Origin of the sequence: Micromonospora sp. KC721 (assembly GCF_004348355.1) — a bacterium.
In the GTDB taxonomy this organism is placed as follows: Bacteria; Actinomycetota; Actinomycetes; order Mycobacteriales; family Micromonosporaceae; genus Micromonospora.
In genome coordinates, this window is record NZ_SMJY01000086.1 from 1 (window position 1) to 23,516 (window position 23,516).

The 23,516-nt window shown below is 68.5% G+C and carries 19 protein-coding genes and 2 pseudogenes; 13 read left to right on the forward strand and 8 right to left on the reverse strand.

All coding sequences use genetic code 11. From position 1 onward, the window contains the following. The 3 genes from E1182_RS16315 to E1182_RS16325 form a co-directional block, all read left to right on the forward strand. Positions 1 to 2,258, forward strand: a 2,258-nt coding sequence (locus E1182_RS16315) for a beta-ketoacyl reductase (RefSeq protein ID WP_132265847.1), incomplete at its 5' end; no start/stop codon positions are given. 23 nt (positions 2,259 to 2,281) lie between these two features. After that, positions 2,282 to 3,649, forward strand: coding sequence for an MATE family efflux transporter (locus E1182_RS16320; protein WP_132265849.1), 1,368 nt, complete (start codon positions 2,282 to 2,284; stop codon positions 3,647 to 3,649). Then, entirely contained in the window at positions 3,646 to 5,064 is a 1,419-nt protein-coding gene (locus tag E1182_RS16325; RefSeq protein WP_132265851.1) for a condensation domain-containing protein, read from the forward strand. Before E1182_RS16320 ends, E1182_RS16325 begins: the two co-directional genes overlap by 4 nt. A gap of 6 nt (positions 5,065 to 5,070) precedes the next feature. On the opposite strand, the pseudogene E1182_RS32260 reads toward E1182_RS16325, so the two are convergent. From E1182_RS32260 to E1182_RS16350, 4 genes and pseudogenes are all read right to left on the reverse strand, one after another. Continuing rightward, a pseudogene (locus E1182_RS32260) lies at positions 5,071 to 5,715 on the reverse strand (chorismate-binding protein). A gap of 517 nt (positions 5,716 to 6,232) precedes the next feature. After that, positions 6,233 to 6,976, reverse strand: a complete 744-nt coding sequence (locus tag E1182_RS16340) for an alpha/beta fold hydrolase (RefSeq protein WP_243706249.1) — start codon at positions 6,974 to 6,976, stop codon at positions 6,233 to 6,235. 97 nt (positions 6,977 to 7,073) lie between these two features. After that, positions 7,074 to 7,643, reverse strand: a complete 570-nt coding sequence (locus E1182_RS16345; protein ID WP_132265858.1) for a DJ-1/PfpI family protein — start codon at positions 7,641 to 7,643, stop codon at positions 7,074 to 7,076. An 88-nt stretch (positions 7,644 to 7,731) separates the two neighbouring features. Beyond that, positions 7,732 to 8,475, reverse strand: a complete 744-nt coding sequence (locus E1182_RS16350) for a GntR family transcriptional regulator (RefSeq protein WP_132265860.1) — start codon at positions 8,473 to 8,475, stop codon at positions 7,732 to 7,734. A 431-nt stretch (positions 8,476 to 8,906) separates the two neighbouring features. On the opposite strand from E1182_RS16350, the gene E1182_RS16355 reads away from it, so the two are divergent. The 8 genes from E1182_RS16355 (at position 8,907) to E1182_RS16390 (ending at position 17,765) form a co-directional block, all read left to right on the forward strand. Next, positions 8,907 to 10,292 (forward strand): extracellular solute-binding protein, encoded by a 1,386-nt coding sequence (locus E1182_RS16355; protein WP_243706246.1) that lies wholly within the window; start codon positions 8,907 to 8,909, stop codon positions 10,290 to 10,292. A 101-nt stretch (positions 10,293 to 10,393) separates the two neighbouring features. Beyond that, complete coding sequence (locus E1182_RS16360) at positions 10,394 to 11,239, forward strand: carbohydrate ABC transporter permease (RefSeq protein WP_243706247.1); 846 nt, start codon at positions 10,394 to 10,396, stop codon at positions 11,237 to 11,239. After that, positions 11,239 to 12,150, forward strand: a complete 912-nt coding sequence (locus E1182_RS16365) for a carbohydrate ABC transporter permease (protein ID WP_132265866.1) — start codon at positions 11,239 to 11,241, stop codon at positions 12,148 to 12,150. Before E1182_RS16360 ends, E1182_RS16365 begins: the two co-directional genes overlap by 1 nt. Next, the gene (locus E1182_RS16370; protein WP_132265868.1) at positions 12,150 to 13,217 is read left to right on the forward strand and encodes an ABC transporter ATP-binding protein; all 1,068 of its coding nucleotides are present in this window, start codon (positions 12,150 to 12,152) and stop codon (positions 13,215 to 13,217) included. Before E1182_RS16365 ends, E1182_RS16370 begins: the two co-directional genes overlap by 1 nt. A gap of 62 nt (positions 13,218 to 13,279) precedes the next feature. Continuing rightward, positions 13,280 to 14,293, forward strand: coding sequence for an ABC transporter ATP-binding protein (locus E1182_RS16375; RefSeq protein ID WP_243706248.1), 1,014 nt, complete (start codon positions 13,280 to 13,282; stop codon positions 14,291 to 14,293). Between the two features lie 272 nt (positions 14,294 to 14,565). Further along, complete coding sequence (locus tag E1182_RS16380; RefSeq protein WP_132265872.1) at positions 14,566 to 16,026, forward strand: NAD-dependent succinate-semialdehyde dehydrogenase; 1,461 nt, start codon at positions 14,566 to 14,568, stop codon at positions 16,024 to 16,026. A gap of 142 nt (positions 16,027 to 16,168) precedes the next feature. Beyond that, a complete protein-coding gene (locus E1182_RS16385) occupies positions 16,169 to 16,510 on the forward strand; it encodes a hypothetical protein (RefSeq protein WP_132265874.1) in 342 nt (113 codons plus the stop codon). A 1-nt stretch (position 16,511) separates the two neighbouring features. Continuing rightward, positions 16,512 to 17,765, forward strand: coding sequence for an iron-containing alcohol dehydrogenase (locus E1182_RS16390; protein ID WP_132265876.1), 1,254 nt, complete (start codon positions 16,512 to 16,514; stop codon positions 17,763 to 17,765). Between the two features lie 492 nt (positions 17,766 to 18,257). Here E1182_RS16390 and E1182_RS31145 read toward each other — a convergent pair whose 3' ends face one another. Further along, positions 18,258 to 18,458 carry a hypothetical protein gene (locus E1182_RS31145; RefSeq protein WP_165942627.1) on the reverse strand — a complete coding sequence of 67 codons (201 nt, stop codon included), beginning with the start codon at positions 18,456 to 18,458 and terminating at the stop codon, positions 18,258 to 18,260. 450 nt (positions 18,459 to 18,908) lie between these two features. Between E1182_RS31145 and E1182_RS16405 the strand changes: the two genes are divergently transcribed. Next, positions 18,909 to 20,615: a hypothetical protein gene (locus E1182_RS16405; RefSeq protein ID WP_243706250.1), complete on the forward strand. Its 1,707-nt coding sequence runs from the start codon at positions 18,909 to 18,911 to the stop codon at positions 20,613 to 20,615. 188 nt (positions 20,616 to 20,803) lie between these two features. Beyond that, positions 20,804 to 21,106 carry an ankyrin repeat domain-containing protein gene (locus E1182_RS16410; RefSeq protein WP_207921417.1) on the forward strand — a complete coding sequence of 101 codons (303 nt, stop codon included), beginning with the start codon at positions 20,804 to 20,806 and terminating at the stop codon, positions 21,104 to 21,106. Between the two features lie 258 nt (positions 21,107 to 21,364). Here E1182_RS16410 and E1182_RS16415 read toward each other — a convergent pair whose 3' ends face one another. The 3 genes and pseudogenes from E1182_RS16415 to E1182_RS33010 form a co-directional block, all read right to left on the reverse strand. Beyond that, positions 21,365 to 22,042, reverse strand: coding sequence for a nucleotidyltransferase domain-containing protein (locus E1182_RS16415; RefSeq protein ID WP_132265881.1), 678 nt, complete (start codon positions 22,040 to 22,042; stop codon positions 21,365 to 21,367). Between the two features lie 552 nt (positions 22,043 to 22,594). Further along, positions 22,595 to 23,158 (reverse strand): uridine kinase, encoded by a 564-nt coding sequence (locus E1182_RS16420; protein ID WP_132265883.1) that lies wholly within the window; start codon positions 23,156 to 23,158, stop codon positions 22,595 to 22,597. 242 nt (positions 23,159 to 23,400) lie between these two features. Further along, positions 23,401 to 23,516, reverse strand: a pseudogene (locus E1182_RS33010) (IS630 family transposase); the annotation flags it as partial.

Here is a 23,516-nt window from a genome sequence, read left to right on the forward strand (position 1 = left end):
CACCCGCCCCGCCCGGGGAGTACCTGTTCACGCTGAGCGCGGCGACCCTGCGCTCGCTGACCGAGCTGGTCCGCAGCTACCTGCGGTTCCTCGACAACGGTGGACTGGAGGGTGTCGACCTCGCCGACGTCTGTCACACCACCCAGGTCTCCCGCTCCGCCCACCGCTACCGGGTGGCGCTGGTCGTCACCGGCTTCGACGACCTGCGCCGGGGCCTCGAAGGGTTGCTCTCCGACGGCCAGCAACCCATCACCGACGGCTCCCTGGCCGAGCCGGCGAACGCGTACCTGCGGGGCGCGCCGGTGGATTGGCGGGCCCTGGCGGCCGGCCGCTCGCACCGGATCGTCCGGCTGCCCCGGTACGTCTTCGACGAGACGACCGCCTGGCTGGAGTTCCCGCAGACGTGGCGGCAGACCATGTCGCTGGAGCGCGCCATCGAGCGGCATCCGGTGACCCACGACGTCGAGCTGGCGCCGATGCCGGCGCCGGAAACGACGGGAGCGGGCACGGTCCTCGCCCTGGTCGACCCGGCGACCGAGGCCGAGACGCTGCTGGCCAGTGCGCTGCCGGAGAACAGCTGGATCGTCCGGCTGGGTGACCCGGTCGCACCCAGCGGCAACCCGTTCTCCGCCGACAGCGCCGCATCCTTCGAGCGGATCGTCGCGCTCGTCGAGGAGCGCGCCATCACCCACCTGGTGTACGCCCTGGCGTTCGAGGAGAAGCCGGCGGCCGACATCGAGGAGATCGAGCGCCGGTCGACGAAGAACCTGTACGGCCTGTTCCACCTGGCCAAGGCGCTGATGGCGGCCGGCGCGAAACTCGACCTGGTGGTGCTGACCCGGTCGGCGATCAGCGCGGAGGAGGGTGACACGTCCGCGGTGACGGAGAACGCCGCGCTCGTGGGCTTCGGCAAGGTGTTCGTCCGGGAGTATCCGTACGTCAAGGTCAAGCACGTCGACGTCGACCTGGCCGTGCCGGTGGCGGCGCTGCGCGCCGAGATCCTCGCCGACCAGTACGGCCTGTCGGTGCTCCGCGGCGAGCGGCGGTTGCGCGAGGTCTTCGTCGAGGTTCCGGAGATCGAGCTCGCCCCCGGGGCGGACGGCCCCCGGCCGTACCTCAGGCCGGGTGGCACGTACCTGATCACCGGTGGCACCGGCGCGCTCGGCCTCGCCGTCGCCCGGGACTTCGCCACCGCCCAGCCGGACATCACGGTGGTGCTGCTCAGCCGCTCCGGGCTGCCGCCGCGCGACGAGTGGGACGAGCTGCTGGCCGCCGCCGGGCCGATGGCGGGCCGGATCCGCGTGGTGCGGGAGCTGGAGTCGCTCGGCACGACGGCGCGGGCGATATCGGTCGATGCGGGCGACAGCAAGGCCCTCGCGGAGGCGGTCACCCAGCTCCGCCAGGAACACGGCCGGATCGACGGCATCGTGCACGCCGCCGGGCTGCCCGGCGGCAGCACCGTCATGTTCCGCCAGCTCGACGACTTCGACGCCGTGGTCCGGGCGAAGCTGCACGCGGCCTTCGTCCTCGCCGAGCTGACCCGGGACGACCCGCCGGACTTCGTCGCGCACTTCTCCTCGGTCGCGTCGGTCTTCCCCGCCCCCGGCCAGGCCGACTACGCCGCAGCCAACTACTACCTCGACAACGTCGCCAGGGCGCAGGCGGGCGGAGGTACGCACGTGATCGCGCTGGACTGGGTGGCCTGGAAGGAGATCGGCATGGCCGTCGACTTCGGCACGAACGGCGACACCATGTTCAAGGCCATCCCGACCGCCGTCGGCCTGGCCGTCCTCGACGCGGGCCTGCGGTCACGCCGGTCGCGGCTCTTCGCCGGAGAGATCAACTACGCGGGCGAGCTCATCCACCTGTTGCGCTCCTACGACGTCGGGCTCTCCCCCGGTATCGAGGCCACCGTGGAACGGCACATGCACGCGCTCGCGGAGCGGCTGGCCAAGGCCACCGAGAAGATCCGCGCCACGGTCGCGGCGGTGGTGGTGGAACCCGACGGTCGGCCAGACGGGAACTACTCCGACACCGAACGGTCGGTCGCCCAGTGCCTGGCGCTCGCGTTCGGCTACGACCGGATCGACGTGGAGGCCGACTTCTTCGACCTGGGCGGCGACTCGCTGATGGCAGCCGCGGTGGCCAACAACATCGCGGTGTACCACGGCGTGTCGTACGACGTCGCGGATCTGCTCGCCGACCGCACCGTCGCCGAGATCGCGTACCACGTCGACGACCTGCGCGATTTCGGCTGACGCCGACCACGATCGGGGATGCGATGAGCGACATGACCAGCGGGCCCGCGCTACGGCAGATCGTGGGCTTCGCCCTGCCGCTGACCGCGGCCAGCCTGTTCCAGCAGGTGTACCTGCTCGTCGACAGCATCGTCGTCGGGCGCTACGTCGGCGTCGAGGGGCTGGCCGCGGTCGGCGCGAGCGGACCGCTGTTCTACCTGCTGAACGCGATGTTCATCGGGTTGGGGACCGCATTCACCATCCGGTTGGCGCATCTACGCGGCGCCGGGCAGGACGGGCAGCGGCGGGATGTCGTGGTGGCGCTCACCCTGGTCACGGCCGGCTGGACGGTGGGCTGCGTCCTGCTGGTCACCGTGCTGGCCGAGCCGGTCCTGGGGTTGATGGGAATCACCGGGGCGCTGGCCGAGCAGTGCGCCGACTTCATCGCGATGCTCTCCCTCGGCTTCCCCGGCATATTCGGTTCCGCCGCGGTCAGCGCGTACCTGCGCGGGCTCGGCAACTCCCGTGCGGCGATGTGGGTGCAGGCCGCCGGCAACCTGCTCAACATGGTGTTGGCGGTGCTCTTCGTCGGCGGGCTCGGCCTCGGGGTCGCCGGGGCCGCGCTGGCGACCGCGGTGGCCGCCAGCGCGTCAACGGCGTGGGGAGTCATCACGGCGGCCCGGATCTACCCGATGCCGCGCGGGCGCCCCACCCGGGAGGCGGTACGCCGGGAGTTCGTCAGCGCGGTCCGCCTCGGCTCGCCGCTGGCCACCCAGCACATCATCCTCGCCGCCGGGATCATGGTGCTGGTCTGGGTGATCGAGGCGTACGGGGAGGTGGTGATGGCGGCGTTCACCGTCGTCGCGCGGATCGAGGCGTTCACCGCCATCCCGTTCATCTCCCTCTCCGGCGCCATGACCACGTTCGCCGCGCAGAACCTCGGCGCCGGCAACCACGCCCGCGCGCGGCACGCCCTGTTGCGCACCATCGGGCTGACGGTCGGGCTGACGGCGGTGGTCTCCGTCGTGGTCCTGCTGGCACACGAACCGGTCGCCGCCCTGTTCACCGACGACGCCACCACCCGCCGGGTGACCGGGGAATACCTACTGATCATCTATCCGTTCGTGGCGCTCTACACCGTCATGGTGGTGTTGCACGGCTACCTCAACGGGGCCCGCCGCACCGTCGCCCCGCTGATCTGCACCATCCTCGCCTTCGTGGTGGTGCAACTGCCCTTCGCGTACTTGTTCAGCCGTTCCTTCGGCATCCAGGCCGTGATGTGGGCGGTCGTCGCGAGCTGGACCACCGGCCTGGCGTACTCGATCTTCACCCTGCGTCACGTCCTGCTGCCGCGTCCGGCAGTGGCCCGTGACGCCCGGCCCGCCCCCGTGGAGGTGCGAAGCTCACCATGATCACTATCCATACAGCCGACGTGGAGTTCTACGGCGGACGGGCCCGGACGGCTCCGCTGACCTGGGGGCAGGAAGCGATCTGGGAGGTCCTGCACGACGGGGACGTGGCGCGGACCTACGCCGTGCTCACCCGCTGGATGCCGATCCCGTTGCTGTTGAGCGTCGGCGACGTACTGCAGATCATCGGCGAGCTGCTCCGGCGCCACGAGGGTCTGCGCACCCGGTACCACCCCACCGCCAGCGGGGACGCGACGCAGGAGGTGCTCGGCTCCGGGTCGCTCCCGGTCGAGATGCACGACCGGCCGGTCGACGACCCGACGGAGTACTCCACCATCGTCACCGACTACCTGGTACGCGCGGCCAGCGCCGGGTTCGACCACGCCGAGGAACTTCCGATCCGCTTCTCGGTGACCCTGCAGGACGGCATTCCGATCCTGCTGGCGTTCGCGGTGTCCCACCTGGCCGCCGACTTCGTGAGCGCTGAGCTGCTCGTCGCCGACCTCGCCGCGATGTTCCGGGCGCGGGCGGACGGCAAGCCGGTCCCCCCGGCCCGACGCGCCCTGCAGCCGGCGGACCTCGCACTGCTGGAGAGCCGGCCGGAGGGACAGCTGCGCAACATCGAGGCGGCCCGGTTCATCCGGCGCCAGCTCGACCGCCTCGGCCCGGATCCGCTACCCGCGCGGGCGACGCCGGCCACCCCGCGGTTCTACCGGGGACGGCTCGAGTCCGACGCGGTCGCCGTCGCGGCGGGTGTCGCCGCCCGCCGCTACCGGACGACCCCGTCGGTCTTCCTGCTCGCCCTCACCTCGGCGTTGATGCGCTGCGTCGTCCCGGGCCCGACCTACCCCATCGACCTGATGCAGGGCAACCGGACCGAGCCGGAACTGACCGGCATGGTGGCCAACCTGAGCCAGAGCATCCTGACCGTGATCGATTTGACCGCCGAGACCTTCACCGAGCTGGTCGGTCACTGCGCGGCAGTGGTGGCGGAGGCCCGAACGCACGGTCGGCACCGCAAGCGGATGGCCCACGACATGATCTGCCGCGCCGGAGCCGACCGCGGCTGCCAGTTCAACGACATCTGGTCGCAGCTGCCCGGGCGGCCGACCAGACCCGACGCCACGTTGCGGGACCTGGCGCGGTTGCGGGCGTCGAGCACCTTCGACTGGCCGGAGCGGGTCACCGACAAGAACAAGGATCTCTTCATGGGAATCCACGGCGCCGCCGAGCGGGTCCAGCTCTCCCTCTTCGCCGACACGGTCCTGCTGCCGCCCGGCGACATCCGGGCGTTCCTCGACACGTTCGAACGGGCCGCCGTGGTCCTCGCCTTCGAGGACGTCGCGCTGGACCAGGTGGCGGCCTGGTTCGCGGAGAGCTCGTCGCGGTACGCCCAGGTGGACTGGACCTCCGGCTGAGGCGACTCAGTCGCGCGGGTGCCAGGCCGCCGCGACCGCCGCGAACACCGCCCTGGCCTTCGTCGCGCTATCCCGGACCTCCGCGTCGACCCGGAACCCGGCCACCACACTGGCACCGGCCTGGGACCAGTACCGGGAGCCGTCCCCGAAAAGCGTCCGGATGCCGAAGCAGGCGTCGACGTCGCCGCGCAGGTCCAGGTAGCCAATGGCGCCGCCGTACAGTCCGCGCGGCGCGCCTTCGAGCTACGAGCCGATCCTGATCGCCGCCTCCCGCGGCGATCCGCACACCGCGCCCGCGGGGGTGTTACCGGCCAGGAGGTCCACCGGCGACACCGCGTCGGTGAGTTCCCCGCGGATCGTGGTGACCAGGAGCATCACGTGGGAGAACATCCGGACGGCAGGGTGCGGGATCGACCTGGACGGACCCGGCACGGACGAACGGCGCGAGGTCGGCCGTGGCCTGCGCGACAAGCTGCCGGTGTTCCGCCAGCTCCTTCGGGTCGGCGGCCAGCTCCCTGCGTACGCAGCGTCCCCGGCGGCGTCCGTGCCGCGCGGACGGCTGCCCCCGATCGCGCTCGTGGTCACCATGCGTCGACGGACCTGGTGGACACCATCACCCAGGGCGGCCGGACCACGGATTACGTCTTGGATGTGACGGGGAGCGGATCCGGTCCTGGACCGACAACGCCACCGGCGCCGGCGTGCAGTCGGTGCACCACTACGACGGGGACGACGACAGCCCGTCGTGGACGCAGGAGACGGCCGACCGGTTCATCCGGCCGTGTGGTGTCAGGGTTGTCGGCGATAGCAGGCATCTTCGACAGCGACAGCGGCCAGGTCGACTGGCAGATCACCAACCTGCACCGGACCTGGTCGCGGCCATCCATGGCGACGAGGAGGGCCTGTCCCGCACCAGCGAGGCCGACGAGTACGGCACGCCGCGCAACCCCGACGACGTCGGCACGCAGTGGTACGGCTGGCTCCGTGCCAAGCAACGGGCGGCCTCGACGGAACAGCCATCCCCCTCGTCATGGCAGGGGTCTTCCTTGTCAGGGCCGTTTGGACCGCCCGCCCGGTACCCCGAAGGGCTGGTGTGCACGCGCTGCGAAGTACGTCGGTAAACAGGCTTGGCGAGGCGCGAAGTGGGCCTGCGGACCTGCCGCAGCGATTAGTGACCTCGGTCCCGGCGGAGAAAGCACGACAACAGTTGCCTGAACTCGTGCGGGTGCTCGATCGCCGGCACGTGCCCGCATCGGCCGAGCACGTGCAGACGGACATCGGTCAGGTGTTCGAGCAGGGGCTGGGCTGCCGTCCCGAGCGGGGTGACTCGGTCCTCGGCGCCGTGAACGAGTAGCACGGGCGCGCGGACCGCTGCCAGCGTGTGCGCCGAGAGGGTGAGGTCGTCGACCCATCGTGCCCTAGGTGGAGGGAACAACGACGCGAATGCGGCCGCCCCCGCTCGCATCGCAGCTGCACGGGCATCGACGGCCGAATCGGTCACGAGCGCTTGGTCGTGGACGAGGCGACTCAGCATGTCTCGTGCCCCGAGCGGGCTGGCGGGGGCGGCCCAGACCGCGTCGAGCTCGGCGGACAGCGGCGCCCCGGGGGCGCCCATCGTCGAGACCGCCACGACACGGGTGACCTGCTGGGGGCGCGCGGCCGCCAACGCCAGCGCCACGGCACCGCCCATGGAGTGACCCACCACGGCGTAGTACTCGATACCGAGAGCATCCATCAGGCCCGCGGCCTGCTCCGTCCACAGCCGGAGCCCGCCCCTGGAGCCCGCCGGCATAGGTGTACGGCCGAACCCCGCTTGGTCAGGAGCCACCAGGTGCCAGGACGTGCCCAGCGCCCGCACCGTCGTCGCCCAGGCTCCGGACCCGGTCGTGCCGGGTCCGGAGCCGTGCAGCATCAGCACCGCGGGCCCGGTGCCGCTCTCCAGGACGTGGACGGGGGAGCCGTCGACTGTGACGGTCCGAAGTGCCGTCACCGGGGCAGGCCAGGTGCGCTCATGCCGATGCGGGGTTGACGGACTTCGAGAAGAGCTCCATCATCGCCCTGCCGAATTGCGGCATGTCGGGCCACCCCCGGCAGGAGACGAGGTTGCCGTCCACGACGTCGGGAGCGTCGACGACCGTCGCGCCTGCGTTCTCCATGTCACCGGTGATGGGGGGGAAGCAGGCCGTCTTTCGACCCTTCAGTAGCCCGTACACCGCTGGTACCTGCGCACCGTGGCACACCAGCGCAACGGGGAGGTTGCGCGCGAAGAAGTGCTCGGTGATGCGCCTGACGTCGGTGTTGACCCGGATCCACTCGGGGGCACGTCCCCCGGGAATGATGAGGGCGTCATAGCGCTCGACGTCGACCTCGGCCCAGGGCACGTCGACCGGCAGCTTCCGGCCGTTCTTCTCCACGTAGGCGTCGGAGTTGGGATCGAACTCGTGGATGACCAGTTGCACGTCACGCATCGTCCGTGACGAGACGTCAACGTCCCAGCCGCCCTCCTGCACGCGATAGTAGGGATACATGGTGTCGAGCTCCTCGGCGGCGTCGCCGATCAGGAGCAGCGCTCTGGGCACCTGCTTCTCCTCGCATCTCGGGGCGGGTAACGTAGATCCAATCCGATCCGATCTGGTTGAGTTAGCATTCCCCGGCCCAGTTCGCCCGTCAAGCCTCTACCGCCATTCCGTCCGCGTCCTTGGCCTCGTCGAACAATCGTCGGAAACGCTCGCCGGACCGCAAGATGTGCCGACGCATCGCGTAGGCGGCGGCGTCCGGGTCACGCGCGGCGATCGCGGCCACAATTTCCTCGTGCTCTGCCATGGCCAGGTGAGTGACCTGGGCGTCGTGGTGAAGCCTGAAGAGATGCACGTGGCTGTGCAGGCGAGCGAGCGCTTCACGGATGACCTGGTTCTCCGCGCTCAGGGCGACGAGATCGTGAAAAGCGGCGTCGCGTAGCCCGAAGGCGCCATAGGCCATGGGCCCGCTGCCCCCCTCCAGCTCCGCCATCTCCTCCAGCATTCGTCGCAGACCGGCCACCTGCTCCAAGGACGCGCGTTCGGCGGATCTGCGCGCGGCGGCCGGCTCAAGGAGCAGGCGGACCTCGAGCATGTCCTCGAATCGGTGACGGGTGATTTGCGGGGGAATGCGGTAGCCGGCATGGGGCACACGCACGACCAGACCCTCGGCCTCCATTCGGTTCAGAGCGTCTCGGATCGGCGTCTGCGAGACCCCCAGCTCTCGCGCCAGGACGTCGATCGTGACGCGGGAGCCAGGCTCGATCCGTAGCGACATCAGCTGTCCGAGCAGTGTGTCGTACACCTCGTCGGCAAGCCGGCCGCGAGATCTTCCCGGCGGCATTCCGCCCGCCATGGCCCCACGGCCCCGCGCGGTCATCGCATCGTCGTCCATCGTGACGTGAGGTCCTTTCTTGCACCTTCGTGAATCTGTTGACATCAGTCACAACGCTGCGGCATGCTGACGCCCCAAGTCGATCGTATAGGAAAAGCGTCGGATCCCCGCCGTCCTGCATCGTCGCGGAACCGCCGGCCATCGCTCTACTTCGATCACCGTGAGCTCCGGTGGGCATGATCGACGTCCTGCTCGGTTCGTCACGGGGGCCGCAGCTGAACCGAAGGACCGCTCGACCGCATGAAGACCCAGTACATCGTGGCGCACTCGTGACCCGGGTTCGCGGGTCGGCCCCCGCGACAGCCCGGCAACCCGCCTGAACAACCCAGCAACTGCTCGGCGAAGCACATAGCGAGGCTCTAGAAGTCCGAATCCAGAGAGCAGGCAAGAAGATGCAGCGAATAGGACGGATGCCCGTTTCCAGTCGAAAGGTGCAGCTGGCGACGGCGGCCATGCTGCTGGTGGCCACGACCGTGGCGGCTTGCGGCGATGGCCAGGACAACGGCGCGAAGGCGAGCGCCCCCAAGGCGCCGGCGACCATCCCGGAGCTCACCAAGGACCCGCTGACCCTCAGCTTCATCTGGTTCGACTGGCCTCCCGCCCACGCACTGGAAGCCTTCGCGAACGCGGAGTACAAAAAGGAACGGCCGAACGCGACCATCAAGGTCAACACCGTGCCGAACGCGAACTGGCACGACGCGATGTTCACCCAGTTCGCCGCGCGCAAGACCGACTTCGACATTGCGATCCTGGACTCGCAACACATCGGCGAGGCCGTGACGAACGGCAACATCCTCGACATCACCGACTTCGTCAAGAACAACATCGACGTCAAGGCCTACAACCCGTACCTCCTGGCGGCCTACGGCCAGTTTCCCCAGGCGGAGACCGGCAAGCGCGACGAAAACGCAAGCCTGTACGGACTGCCGCTGCTCGGCGACACCTGGACGATGATCTACCGCAAGGACCTGATCGGCGACAAGCCACCGCAGACCTGGGAGCAGATGATCTCAGTCGCCGAGCGGTGCCAGGCGGACAACCCTGGCGTCAGCGGGCTGGCTTTCCACCAGGCCAACGGCTCCGACGCCGCTGCCGTGACCTACAACACGGTCAACGGCGTCTACGGCGGCAACCTCTGGGACTCCAAGACGCGCAAGATCGAGGGCGTCCTCAACGACGCTGCGGGCCAGGAGGCGATGGACGTCCTGGTCAACAAGATGAAGCCGTTGACCGCCAAGGGCTCCGGCAACTGGTTCATCGACGAGGTGAACGCGGCGGTCGCCCAGGGCAAGGCATGCATCGCGTTCAACTGGATCGCCGCGAGCGGCGGCCTGCTTGATCCGAAGCAGTCGACGCTCGGCACCACGCGGGAGCAGATTCTCGACAAGCTGGGTTTTGCCACCCTGCCGAGCCAAAAGACGAACCTGGTCCCTCTCGGCGGTATGGGGATGCACGTGTCGGCCTACTCCTCCAAGGCAAACCAGGCGGAGGCCCTGAACTTCATGAAGTGGTTCGAGCGGGCTGATATCCAGAAGAAGTGGGCCGCGGCTGGCGGTGTGCCATCGCGTACGGACGCCCTGGAGTCGCCCGAGTTCCTCAATGCCGGGCCTTTCAACCAGGTGTACACCGACTCGGTTCCGCGGATGCGGGACATGTGGAACGTGCCCGAGTACGCGCGCCTCGTCGACATTGAGAACACCAATGTGAACGCGGCTCTCAACGGCGCGAAGAAGCCGAAGGATGCGCTCGACGACATCGCCAAGGAGCAGCAGGGCGTGCTCGACTCCAGCAGCCGCAAGGGCGGCGGCGGACTGTGAGCGACCCCGTCCCTCTGACGACCGGCCACCCCGGGCAGGTGGCGTCTGCGACGCCACCTGCACCGGGTCGGTCCCGCCGGCTGAGCGACCGCGGGCTCGCCGTGGCCTTCATCTCCCCCGCGCTGCTGCTGCTGCTCGCAATGTCGGTGTTCCCGTTGCTGTGGGCGTTGTACCTGTCTTTCACCGACTACTCGGCCACCCGCGGGGGGCCCGCCCATTTCGTTGGGTTCGGGAACTACACCGCCATCCTGACTTCGGCGCAGGTCCACCAGAGGGCCTTGACGACGTTGATCTACGTGGTCGGCGCGGTCGGCCTGCAGACCGTGCTCGGTTTCGCCATCGCCTACCTGATCTCACGGCGCACGCACGGGCGAGGACTGCTGACCACTCTGTTCCTGGTGCCGATGATGCTGTCACCGGTCGTGGTCGGGCTGTTCTGGCGATTCATGCTCGACGCGCAATTCGGCGTGATCAACAGCATGCTCGGCTCGCTCGGCCTGGGGCAGGTGGAGTGGCTCACCCGGCAGCGAACGGCGTTGATTTCCCTGATCGTGGTCGACACCTGGCAATGGACGCCGTTCATCATGCTCATCGCACTTGCGGGCCTTACCGCGGTTCCCAAGTACTTGTACGAAGCCGCCTCGATCGACCGGGCGTCCGAGTGGTTCCGGTTCCGCACCATCACTCTTCCGCTGGTGTGGCCGCTGCTGCTCATTGCCGTGTTGTTCAGGGCCATTGAGGCCTTCCGGCTGTTCGACCTCGTCTACATCCTGACCAACGGAGGTCCTGGGGTCTCCACCGAGACGTTGTCGTTCCACGTCTACAAGGTCGCGTTCCTGGGCTTCAACACCGGAACCGCCTCGGCGTACGGGATCCTCATGGTCCTCGTCGTCATCGTTCTCACGCAGCTCTACCTGCGCTACCTGAACAAGCTCAAGGAGGACTGATGGCCGTCTCTGTCAACGAGGCCGTGTCCACAGGTCCTGTCCGGGATCACCCGCCCCCCGCGCGCCGCCTTGGCGGCCGGGGCCGCTCCATCCTGGAGGTCGCGCTGCTGGCCGTACTGGCCGTCGTGATGCTCTTTCCGGTGCTGTGGATGATCGAGACGTCCATCAAGGAGAACCGGGATGTCTACGCTATTCCGGCCAAGTTTTTTGACTTTCAGGTTACTTCGGACCATTTCAAGGACGTGTTCGTCGCCTCCGGCGGCGGTCGCTCGGCCTTGTCCGTTTCGTTCCTCAACTCCGTCGTGGTCGCCGGGGTCTCCACGGTGCTGGCTACCGTGCTGGGGGTCCCGGCAGCCTGGGCCTACTCACGCTTCGCCGTGAAGGCCAAGAAGGACCAACTGTTCTTCATCCTGTCCACCCGCTTCATGCCGCCCGTGGTGGTCGTGATCCCGATCTTCCTCATGTACCGCGACGTCGGACTCATCGACACCAAGCTCGGCCTGATCCTCATCTACGCCGCGTTCAACCTCCCGTTCACGATCTGGATGATGAAGGGGTTCGTCGACGAGGTGCCCGCGGAGTACGAGGATGCCGCCATGCTCGACGGCTACACCCGCTTGCAGGCGTTCTGGCGTTTCACCCTTCCCCTGCTCGTGCCCGGCATTGCCGCCACGGCGGTCTTCGCACTCATCTTCTCGTGGAACGAGTTCGTGTTCGCCATCTTCCTCACCTCCAGCGACAACGTGCGGACGGCTCCACCCGCCATCGCCGGCCTCATCGGTGGCACCACTGTGGACTGGGGTCTCGTGGCCGCCGCCTCCGTGGTGTTCGCCCTACCGGTGCTCGTCTTCGCCTACCTGGTGCGCAAGCACCTCGTCGCCGGCGTGACGCTCGGGGCGGTGCGACGCTGATGGCGGGCATCGAGGTGACTGTCCTGCACAAGCGCTACCCGGACGGGACAGTCGCAGTTGATCACGTGGACCTGTCCATCGGCGACGGCGAGCTGTTCGTGATGCTCGGCCCGTCGGGTTGCGGCAAGACGACCACGCTGCGGGCCATAGCCGGCCTGGAGAGGCAGACCACGGGCGACATCCGCATCGGCAACACGCTGGTCAACGACCTGCCGCCCGCCGAGCGCGACATCGCCATGGTGTTCCAGTTCTACGCTCTCTACCCGCATCTGAGAACCCGCGACAACCTGGCGTTCCCACTGCGGGCCGAGGGACTACCCAAGGCGGAGGTGCGCGAGCGGGTCGACGAGGCCGCCCGGCTGATGCGGCTCGGTCCGCTCCTGGACCGGCGACCGCGCCGGCTGTCCGGCGGGGAGCAGCAGCGCGTCGCGCTTGCTCGCGCCCTGGTGCGACGACCGCGCGCATTCCTCATGGACGAGCCTCTCACCAATCTGGACGCGGAGCTGAGGGCGGACATGCGCACGGAGATCAAGCACCTGCAGGGGGAACTGGGGACGACGATGGTCTACGTCACCCACGACCAGGTCGAGGCGATGTCGCTCGGTCACAGAATCGCCATCCTCAACAAGGGCCGCGTCGAGCAGATCGGCACGCCGCTGGAAGTCTACGAACGTCCGGCGAGCCTTTTCTGCGCCGCATTCATCGGCTCCCCGCCGATGAACCTGATCGAGGTGGAGGTGGCCGACGGGAAGCTGCGCAGTCAGGGCGGACTGGTCCTCACGCCACCGCCAGGCCTGCCTCGCGACCGTTGCCTGCTCGCAGGCGTCCGGCCGGAGGCGCTGGAAGTAACAGAACCAGGGGCGGAACGTTCGATCCCGGCCCGCGTGGTCTCGGCGGAGTGGCTGGGCGACGAAATCATCTACGTGGTTGACCACGGCGGCCAGCGCGACGTACGGGTTCGGATGCCACCGACTGGCCGTTTCGCCGTTGACGCACGGGTCGGGCTGCGGCACACCGGCGGGACCCCGGCGGTCTACGACGTGAGCACGGAAGAGCTGGTGGCCTGATGGGAACCGTGGCAGTGCACGGGCTGTGCAAGTCCTTCGGCAAGGTCCAGGCCCTGGACGGGGTGACGCTGGACGTGCCGGACGGCTCGTTCTTCGTCGTGCTCGGGCCCTCCGGGGCAGGCAAGACGACGACCCTGCGAGCGATCGCCGGCCTTGAGAAGCTTGACGCCGGGTCGGTGCATCTGGACGGGAGGGACGCGACCGGTGACGCCCCGGCCGCACGCGACCTGGCCATGGTCTTCCAGAGCTACGCCCTCTACCCGCGACACACCGCGTACGAGAACATCGCCTCGCCGCTACGGGCACGCGGCTGTTCTTCGAGCGAGATCGCCGCTGCCGTCGAGCAGATGTCGAGCCTGCTGCACATCGAACGTCTGCTGCAGCGTCGTCCCGCGCAGTTGTCGGGCGGTGAGATGCAGCGTGTCGCCCTGGCCCGGGCGCTGGTCCGGCGGCCGCGCGCATTCCTCATGGACGAGCCGCTGACGAATCTCGACCTCAAGCTCCGCGTCGAGATGCGCACCGAGCTCAGCCGCATCCACCGGAGCCTCGGAGCGACCTTCGTCTACGTAACCAACGACCAGGTCGAGGCCCTGTCCATGGCCGACCAGGTCGCGGTCCTGAAGGAGGGGAAGGTGCAACAGGTCGGAACGCCGACCGAGGTGTACGAGCGTCCGGCCAACCAGTGGGTCGCAGGATTCGTCGGGAGCCCGCCGATCAGCCTGCTCGCCTGCCACGCCGAGGGAGACCGTCTGGTCGGTACGGAAGGCTGGACGCTGCCGCGGCCCCGCTGGACCACGGCTGAGGACGGTCGTCCGCTGCTGCTGGGTTTGCGCGCGGAGGACCTGTCCGTCGAGCAGCGTGGGAACGCGTCGTTGTCGGGGGAACTCTACGGGCTCGAGCCGCTCGGTGACCGAACGGTGGTCGACGTCCGAGTGGGGACGGAGATTCTCAAGGTCAAGGCACGACCCACCGTCACCGGTACGACGGGCGAGCGGCTGCTTGTCTCGGTCGACCTGGACCGCGCGCACCTGTTCGATGCGGGCACCGGGGTGTCGCTGTCCGAGGCCGGGCGGTAGCCGCGCGGGGCGGCGACGGCAACATGCGCCCGCACGTGGCAATCGAGCCTCGGACCGTCACCAGTGAGCATGGCCCGACGACGCTGAACGGCCGTGGCCCGAGAAGGCGATCGGTAGCGCGGGGCCTCGCCCCCGCAGCCAAGGCCAAGGCCACATTCGACCCGCTCGCCAACCTCGCCCCCGACGAGGGCGTGTGACCCGTTCGTCTACGCGCACAGCGCGATCGCTGAGGCACGCCGGACATCACCAAGAACATCACAGGAGCCGACGCAATGAGTGACCCGATGAACGTCCTGGCCCCCGAGCACCGGCGGCTCCGGATCGGCGACGCCTGGCGCGACGCCGCGAGCGGAGCCACCTTTGCCGTCGAGGACCCGGCCACCGGCAAGACCATCGCCGAGGTGGCGGACGCCGACGTCGTTGACGGGCTCGCCGCTCTGGACGTGGCGAGCAAGGCAATGGCGGAGTGGGCGGCGACCCCGCCGCGGAAACGGTCGGAGTTGTTGACCGCGACGTACCGGGCACTGACCGAGCGATCCGAGGAGCTCGCCCGGCTGATCACGCTCGAGATGGGCAAGCCGCTCGCCGAGGCTCGGGCAGAGGTGGCCTACGGCGCCGAGTTCTTCCGTTGGTTCGCCGAGGAGGCGGTGCGCGTCGAGGGGCGCTACAGCACCGCTCCCGCAGGTGGATATCGCATCCTCACCGTGCCGAAGCCGGTCGGACCGTGCGTCTTCGTCACGCCCTGGAACTTTCCGTTGGCGATGGGTGCCCGCAAGATCGCTCCTGCGCTGGCGGCGGGCTGCACGACGATCACCAAGCCAGCGGCCCAGACGCCGCTCACCATGCTGTTCCTGGCCCGCATCATGGAGGAGGTCGGCGTTCCCCCGGGCGTCGTCAATGTGGTGACCACCAAGCGTGCCGGCGAGGTGGTCTCCGCACTGCTAGCCGACAGTCGGACCCGCAAGCTCTCGTTCACCGGGTCGACCGAGGTCGGGCGCGTGCTGCTACGACAGGCTGCGGACAACGTGCTGCGCACCTCCATGGAACTGGGCGGCAACGCGGCCTTGATCGTGTGTGCCGACGCTGACCTGGACGTCGCGCTCGACGGTGCCATGGTGGCCAAGATGCGCAACATCGGGGAGTCCTGCATCGCGGCCAACCGGATCTACGTCGAGGAGCCGGTGCGCGAGGAATTCACGGCGCGCTTCGCCGAGCGGATGGGCGCGCTTTCGGTGGGCCATGGTCTCGACGACGGCGTGGACGTCGGGGCGTTGATCGACGAGGCCTCGGTCACCAAGATCGACGAGCTCGTCGCCGACGCTGTCGATCGCGGCGCCCGGGTCTTGGTGGGCGGCGAGCGTCCGGATGGGCCGGGCCACTTCTACCCGCCTACGGTCCTCGTCGACGTGCCCGAAGATGCGCGGATGCTGGAGGCGGAGATCTTCGGCCCGGTGGCGCCGATCCTCTCGTTCACGTCCGACGACGAGGTGATGGCGAAGGCCAACGACACCGAGCACGGCCTGGTCGGATACATCTTCACCCGTGACCTCCAGCGGGCGCTCCGGTTCATCGAGGGGCTAGATACGGGGATGCTCGGCATCAACCGTGGTCTGATATCGGACCCGTCAGCTCCGTTCGGAGGCGTGAAGCAGTCCGGGATCGGCAAGGAGGGGTCGCACGAGGGCATCCTCGAGTACCTCGACCTCACCTACGCGGCGATCGACCTACCATGACCGGCCTGCTGCTCCGGGCGCCCACCGAGGATCACCGCGCCCTGTGCGCACATGATCTGACCGGCCTCCACCGCGGGAACGGGACCCGGGCCATGGCCGGCACGAACCCGTTGGCACCCGGGACGCTGGCGACTCTGCCGGTGTGCGCACCACCGCCGCGGTCGCGGCGGTGGTGGGGGCGATCAGCCCCTTCGGCGATCCCAACGGCTGCGCCCTCGGGCTCATGATCGAGGCGCTGGTCGCGACCCGGACTCGTACCGCCCTTGGCGACGATGTCCGCGGGATCCTTGACCCGACCCACCCGTCCACCAAGGGCGACGTCTGCATCGCGATGGAGCTGAGGGCGCCCGGGCACGATCGAGTCCGGGCGCTCGGCGCGCGCCTGCGCCACCCGGGCGGCCAACTTGCCGACGCCGTCCCGGTCTCGCAGGTGACCTGGACGTCCGCCCAGCAAATCGCCGCCGACGTTCCAGAGAGGCACTGACATGCTTGAGACCGTCCGCGGACCACGCCAGCTGATAGTGGGCGAAGGGGTCGCGCAAAATATCCCACGAGTGGTGGCCGAGATTGGCTCGCGAGTCCTCATCGTGACCGACCAGGTTCTTCTGGGGCAGCCGGGCGTGGCCGAGATCGTGGCCGCCGTGCGGGAGAAGGTCGAGGTCGTCGAGGTGTTTTCCGACGCGACTCCAGACGTGCCACTCGCCGATGTCGCCTTGGCCGTCTCGGTCGCCGCCGAGGTGGACGCGGACGTGATCCTCGCCGTCGGGGGTGGCACGGTGATCGACCTCGCCAAAATCGTCGGCGTCATACGGCGCCACGGTGGGACGCCGCGCGACTTCTACGGCGAGTCGAAGGTGCCGGGGCCGACGATTCCTCTCGTCGCGGTCCCGACGACGTCAGGCACCGGCTCCGAGCTCACACCCGTCTCGGTGTTGACCGACCCGGACCGCGAGCTGAAGGTGGGGGTTTCCAGCGTCCACATCGTGCCCGACTTCGCCATCGTCGACCCCGAACTCACCTACACCTGCCCTGCGACCGTCACCGCCCACTCCGGCATCGACGCGTTTTGTCACGCGGTGGAGAGCTACACCGCGCGACCCCGCGCCCACGGACCGCGCGACCCGGTGGAGCAGGTCTTCCTCGGCCGCAACCCGATCACCGACCACTACGCGCTCCGGGCTGCGGAGCGGATCGCCCGTAGCTTGCGTCGTGCGGTCAGGGACGGAGGCGACACGGACGCGCGCGCGGATATGTCCTACGGGTCCATGCTCGCCGGGCTCGCATTCTCCCACGCGGGCAACGCGGCCCCGCACGCCCTCCAGTACCCCATCGGCGCAGCCACGCACACGCCGCACGGCCTGGGCGTCGGGCTGCTACTGCCCTACGCGCTGGACGCGGCCAGGGATGCCATCGGCGACCGGTTGGCCATCCTCGCCGGGGTGTGCGGGCTCGACGTGACCGACGCCTCGGATGCCGAGGCCGCAGATACGTTCCTCACCTGGCTCGACGGGCTCCTTGCTGACATCGGCATCCCTCGCACCTTGGCGGACATCGGCGTGGCACGCGCCGACCTCCCGCGCTTCGCGGAGATGGCCAGTGGCGTCACCCGCTTGATCCAGAACCATCCAGGCCCGACCGACACCGCCAGCCTGACCGCGATCCTCGAAGCGGCCTGGACCGGGGACCGGACCCGACACGTCCTGACGCCGAGCGGAGATCGTGACCGGCCTTCCACATGACGACGGGTTCCCTGCTCCACCCCCGGAGTCGGAATGCTCGGCTACGCCGTCGCGCCCGACGTCGCAGCCCTCCTCGGGTCACTCACCCCGACCAGGCAGTAATGCTGATCCGCTCCGGATGATCGTTCGTCGCATGCGGTCGGTGACCTCGCAGCGGACAGTGCCGACGATTTGTTCGGCGTAGGCGTTCGCGCGAGGGCTGCGCGGCGGGATCTTGCAAACGGCGATGCCGGCGTCGGCTAGTACGGCGTCGAAGGCGGCGGTGAGCTGTCCGGCCCGGGCCAGCTGAGGGCCCTCCTCGCCTGCCTGGCTGACGAGCAGGCACGCCGGATCGCCGCGAGCCATCCCGCACTGCCCGCACAGACGATCATCCAGTTACCGACCGACGCCAACACCAGCGTTGTCGCTGCTGCGGCAGCCAATCCGTCGCTCCCCCAAGAAGTAATGCACGACCTCGCGGTCAGATGACGGATCCACCGGCACCGGGTGAGCCTACGTGTCGGCGTAGGTGTGCTGCGGTAAGCGCCAGGGCACGCCACGGACGACTTCATGCGTCATCCGGATTCGTGGTGCCAGATCTTCGCCGATGTGCGCGGCGTGGAGATCCGCCGCGACGCCCACCCGCTCGCGGTCAACGTCCCGGGCAGGCTGGATCGGATCGGTCGGCACCGGGCAGCTCACCTTCGCCGACATCCCGGGCCTGATGCGTACCGACCGGGTCTTGACGCCGGACCCGATGCACCCGGCGGTCTACGACGAGACCTTCGCCGTCCACCAGGAGCTGCACAAGCGGCTCGCCCCGGTCTACCGACGCCTCAACCACCCAAGGCCCTCCCTCACAAAGTTTCACCCACGTCGTCATTGACGTTCGACGATTCGCGCGGTTTATCGCCTTCAAGCACTCGATCCACTTTCGCCCATTCCCAAAAAGCGGGAACGTCGATCCTGGAAGTTTCGGTTCCCATCGATGATGGCTTTTACCCTGCCACCGATGCGACGCTAGGTGACCGACGCCGGTCATCGACAGGAGGATATGTGCGGGCGATACGTCAACGGCTTCGCGGCACCCCGTCCAGCGACCGGCATCACCCCCATGCTGACCAGGAAGAATCGGAACTCCGGTCGCGACACGAACGAGGGTGGCTGGCGGCGGCCGGTCACACGGCGGCGCGACTGCTGCGTCATGAATGGTCGGTGGCGACATTGGCCGGTGTGGCGTTGGCCGTGCTTCTCACCTGGCCGACGCTCAAACATCCCCGGACGACCATCCCGGGCGACATTGGGGATCCCACGTTGCAGGCATGGCAGGTCGCCTGGGCCGGGCACTCCCTGATCACCGACCCACTTCGCCTGTGGCACTCCAATACGTTTTTCCCGGAGCCGTACACCTTCGCCTACACCGACAACCTACTCGGCTACGCGCCCGCCGCCCTGTTCGGCCACGGTGTGGAGGCAGCCGTCTTCCGCTACAACCTGCTCTTCGTGCTGGCCCACGCACTCGCCTTCGTCGGGGCGTACGCCCTGGTCCGCCAGCTGGGCGGTATCCGGACCGCAGCGGCCTTCGCGGGGGTCGCCTGGGCCTTCGCACCGTGGCGGCTCGCCCACAGCGGTCACCTGAACATCCTCTCCACCGGCGGCATCGCCCTGTGCCTGGCGATGCTGGCGCGCGGCCATGGCTGGTCCCTGCGACACGGTCACCGACCGAGGCTGCATCGGCCCGGGTGGATCGTGGCCGGCTGGCTGGTCGCCGCCTGGCAGGTGAGCCTCGGCTTCGCGATCGGCCTGCCGCTGGTGTACTTCCTGGCCGGCACCGGGCTGGTGGTGGCCGCCGCGGTCGGCTGGGCCCGGTGGCGGACCGGTAGATGGGTGTTTAGCCGCCGGGTGGTGCTGGCCAACCTGTTGGGTGGTGCCGTCTTCGGTGGCGTCTGCGTCTGGCTGGGGACCTTCTTCCTGCACGTGGTGGAGCTGAACCCGCAGGCGCGCCGGGATCTGTCCTGGACGCGGATGTTCTCCCCACCCCTGCGGGGATATGCCATCGCGCCCGCGGACTCGTGGCTGTGGGGTGACCATTTCGAGGCTGCCCGTGCCCAGTTGTCCTGGCCGCCGGAGATGGCGCTGCTGCCCGGCGTCACGTTGATCGTCCTGGCCACGGCCGGGCTGACGTTCTCGGTGTTCCGGGTCCGTCACCGCGTTCTGCTTGGGCTCGGTGTGCTGGTCAGCGGTGCACTCGGGCTGGGCAGCAATCTCGTCGGTGAGGGCGACCCGGGATACCTGACGTTGTCGCGACTGCTCCCCGGCTGGGAGGCGCTACGCACTCCGGGGCGGCTCATGGTGTGGACGAGCCTGCTGCTCGCCGTTCTCGCGGCGGGAGCGATCAGCGAGTTCGGACGGTACCGGCCGGCGCGGGGATGGCAGAAATCGGCCGGCGGCATCGCGCTCCTGCTGCCTCTGCTGCTGGTCCTGGTCGAAGGGGTCAACCGGACACCACACCCCACCGTGCCGCCCGCGCCGGCAGCGCTGCGGGCGGCGGCCGATCCGATACTGGTCCTGCCCAGCGACGGTGTCTCCGAATCGCACGTCATGCTCTGGTCCACCGACGGGTTTCCCCGCATCGCCAACGGCTCGATGACCTTCGTGCCGGACAGTCAGCAGCAGATCCGCACGACGAGCATGGCCTTCCCCGACCCGAGCAGCATCGCCTTCCTCCGGCAGGTCGGCATCCGGTCGGTGGTCGTCCTGCCGGATCGGCTCGCCGGCACACCCTGGGACGGCGTCGCCACCCGACCGTTGGACGGCCTCGGCATCACCCGGGAGGAGATAGCCGGCGCGTTCGTGTACCACCTCGATTGAGGGTTCTCGCCAGGAGTGGCTACCCGAAACGAACGGCCCGGTTGACCATCCCAATCCGCGGGCCATGACGGTGACCATCGCCCACTGGCCATGGCAGCGTGTCAGCACTATGGACCGCCGCCTTTTTCGTCGGTGGATGCCTCTATGCTCGGCCAGCCATCAGGTCTGGCGGTGGAGGGGACGGCATCGTGAACGGAAACGGTTGGGCCGGGATGGGCTGGCAGTCGTGGTCGGACACCGGCGAGGTCCAGGCCCGGCTCGCCACTGGCGCCGACCCGAACGGTCACGTACCCCACTGGGGGCCGGTGTTGCACGTGGCCGCCGAACATGGCTCGGCCCACGTGGTGGCGGCGCTAGCTGCCCTGGTCGACGACATCGACGCCGAGCACAACGGCCGTACCGCGCTGTGGGTGGCCGTGCACGCCGACAAGCCCGACAACGCCCGCGCGCTCGCCGCCGCCGGTGCTGATCCCTGGCGACACAGCGCGTAACGCATCGCGTTCTCCTCTCGTGATGGGCTGACACCGGGATGACGAGCCAGCCGCACCGGAATCGTCACCTGACACGGATTCGACCGCCGCCCGGCACGGACGGCGCGACCGCCGGACCCTGGACGCCAGGGTGTTCGCGTCCGTTTCAGGGTTGCGGATGATCAAGCGGCGACCAGCGACTCGCAAGGTAGGTCCGGACCATCGACGCCCCGAGTCGTCCGAAGATACCTTGCGGATTCCCGGTCCGGTGGTGGCTCGTCAGCGTAGACGGTCGAGGTCATCCCACTCGTCGAGTACGTCCCCGAATCCCTTCCTACGTGCGACGCGCTCCAGTTCTGGGAACAGCGTCGACGGTTGCCCGGTCACAGCTTTGATGAGGTAGTCCGCGGTCCATGGCGCCGGCAGCGGGTGAGTGTCGAGTTCCCAGCGCAGGAACTTGTTATAGGGACGGATTCGGCCGTAGAGCGCGAAGAGGGTCCATAGAAACCAGGGCCCTGCCTCGATCTCTTCGAGCTGTGCCAGGTCGGGACGGCCGTCTCGCCGGTTCTTCATTGCGCGGTAGATGAAGTTGATGTAGCCGTCGAGTTGTTCACGCACCAAGGTGTCCGACTCTGCTGGGGTTAGGATCGCCTGTGCGCATACCAGCTCCGCGATCTGGCCGTCGAGGCGGTCCATGAGCACTTGGGCGCCGCGGTAGGAATAGCGCTGCCACCGGTTAGAAGTGTCGGCCAGGTCTCCGATGGACATGACGATCGTGTCCAGGTCGGGAGTTCGGCTGGTCGACCATCGGTCGTTGTGTTCTCGCAAGACAACGTAGACGTCGAAGTCCGAGTGTTCGGTCGCCATGTCGCGGGCGTGTGATCCGGTGAGAACCAGACCGACGACGTCCGGGTCCGTCTCGCAGCGCCGGAGCAAATCGGCGTATCTGGTCATCATGTGCGCAGTATGGCTGCGGGACGTCACCGACGACCAGCGCTGCCGGAGGAAGTTGAAGAGAAGGCAGACTTTGCCCCGGCCAGGCCGTGTCGGATGGGCCCCGGTCGGAGGTGAGACGTACGCTTCCCCCGACCGGTTCCAGGACGTCACCGTCAGCGCTGGGCGGCGGCGGTTGGGGCAGCAAAACGCGCGGCGCGAGCATGTGGCACCCGGGGCCCACGGCCATCGAGCACGAGCGGGTGGAGCCTCCCTGTGCTCGGTAACCAACCCCCCTCACCGCGCGGCCAACGCGGCACCAGATACAACCGGCAGCGCGGGCAGCAAGATATGGCGGTTGGCCGCCAAACGCGTCTGACGCCAGCCGACCGAGCGCGGTCGACAACGAGCACCAGGACGTCAACGACCGCTCGCAAGGCCGGCGTTACCAGCACCCGGCCGTGCCGGAGCAAGTTGGAGCAAAGATTCTCTGACAGCTGCCCGCGGAGAGACCGCGCTGATCCGTCCGGATCTAGTTGGCCATTTCCTCGTACGCTGAGGCGGGCGAAGTCGCGGTCATCCGTGGTGTGCAGTGTCGATGATGAGGTCGGCGCGGTTGCGGGTGCCGTCGGAGGCGAAGAACTCTTCTTCCTCGGCCATCCACTTCTGCCAGAGCTGCTCGGCACCGGCGAAGGAACCGTCGCGGGCGAGGCCGCGCGCCAGCCGCAACGGTGCGGGTGCGTCGACCCAGATGGCGTAGGCGAGCCGACCGATCGTCTCACGACGGGTGCAGGCGACGCCTTCGAAAATCATGGTGGGTGTCCAGGGCTGGGTCTTCCACTCGCCGAGGGTGTTGCCGTACCAGTCCGTCCAGTCTCTTGCCTGGTAGTGGGCTTCCTCGCCGCGAAGCAGCGGCGTGAGTACCTGGGCTTCGAAGCGTGGCCACCATCCGGCGAAGTCGTCCCACGACATAAAGTCGTCAATCTCGATGATCGGAGCGTTGAGCACCTCGGAGAGGTTGCGGGCAAGGTGGCTCTTTCCGGAGCCGCTCGGGCCATCGATGCCGATGATGCGTATGCCGTTGACCGGCTCGCGGGAGGCAATGGCGGCGGCGACCTGATCCACGATGTCGATGGCCATGGGCGCAGCCTAGACAATGGCCAGCCCTGACTCGCGGCGCTGCCAAGGGCTGCTTGACCACGGGGCTGTTGTCCGCCATCGCCGACGGGCGAGGGCTCTACTCCGCTCTGGGCTGGGCGATCCGCGGCGAACTGGCCGCAGCGTTCCGATCGTAGAATCGATCCTTGATGGCCTTCTTCTTCCAGGAGCAGGCATCGGCGCGTCGCTCGGCGGAGGTGCCTCAATGTTGGGCTAGTGCCCCGTCATGCAGCCTTGAACGGGTAATCCGGGTGGCGGATCTTGGAGTCGGCGGCGAATCCGGATTTCGGTCGGGCTCGCTGGTTGCGCCAGCGGATGTAGTCGCCGATGGCGGCATCCT

Bases quoted from the DNA above. Each gene is read 5' to 3' on its own strand.
- E1182_RS16420 (WP_132265883.1), bottom strand. From the start codon at position 23,158: ATGGCCATCGACATCGTGGATCAGGTCGCCGCCGCCATTGCCTCCCGC.
- E1182_RS16390 (WP_132265876.1), top strand. From the start codon at position 16,512: ATGCTTGAGACCGTCCGCGGACCACGCCAGCTGATAGTGGGCGAAGGG.
- E1182_RS16325 (WP_132265851.1), top strand. From the start codon at position 3,646: ATGATCACTATCCATACAGCCGACGTGGAGTTCTACGGCGGACGGGCC.
- E1182_RS16365 (WP_132265866.1), top strand. From the start codon at position 11,239: ATGGCCGTCTCTGTCAACGAGGCCGTGTCCACAGGTCCTGTCCGGGAT.
- E1182_RS16320 (WP_132265849.1), top strand. From the start codon at position 2,282: ATGAGCGACATGACCAGCGGGCCCGCGCTACGGCAGATCGTGGGCTTC.
- E1182_RS16380 (WP_132265872.1), top strand. From the start codon at position 14,566: ATGAGTGACCCGATGAACGTCCTGGCCCCCGAGCACCGGCGGCTCCGG.
- E1182_RS16340 (WP_243706249.1), bottom strand. From the start codon at position 6,976: ATGCTGCACGGCTCCGGACCCGGCACGACCGGGTCCGGAGCCTGGGCG.
- E1182_RS31145 (WP_165942627.1), bottom strand. From the start codon at position 18,458: ATGTCGGCGAAGGTGAGCTGCCCGGTGCCGACCGATCCGATCCAGCCT.
- E1182_RS16370 (WP_132265868.1), top strand. From the start codon at position 12,150: ATGGCGGGCATCGAGGTGACTGTCCTGCACAAGCGCTACCCGGACGGG.
- E1182_RS16415 (WP_132265881.1), bottom strand. From the start codon at position 22,042: ATGATGACCAGATACGCCGATTTGCTCCGGCGCTGCGAGACGGACCCG.
- E1182_RS16350 (WP_132265860.1), bottom strand. From the start codon at position 8,475: ATGGACGACGATGCGATGACCGCGCGGGGCCGTGGGGCCATGGCGGGC.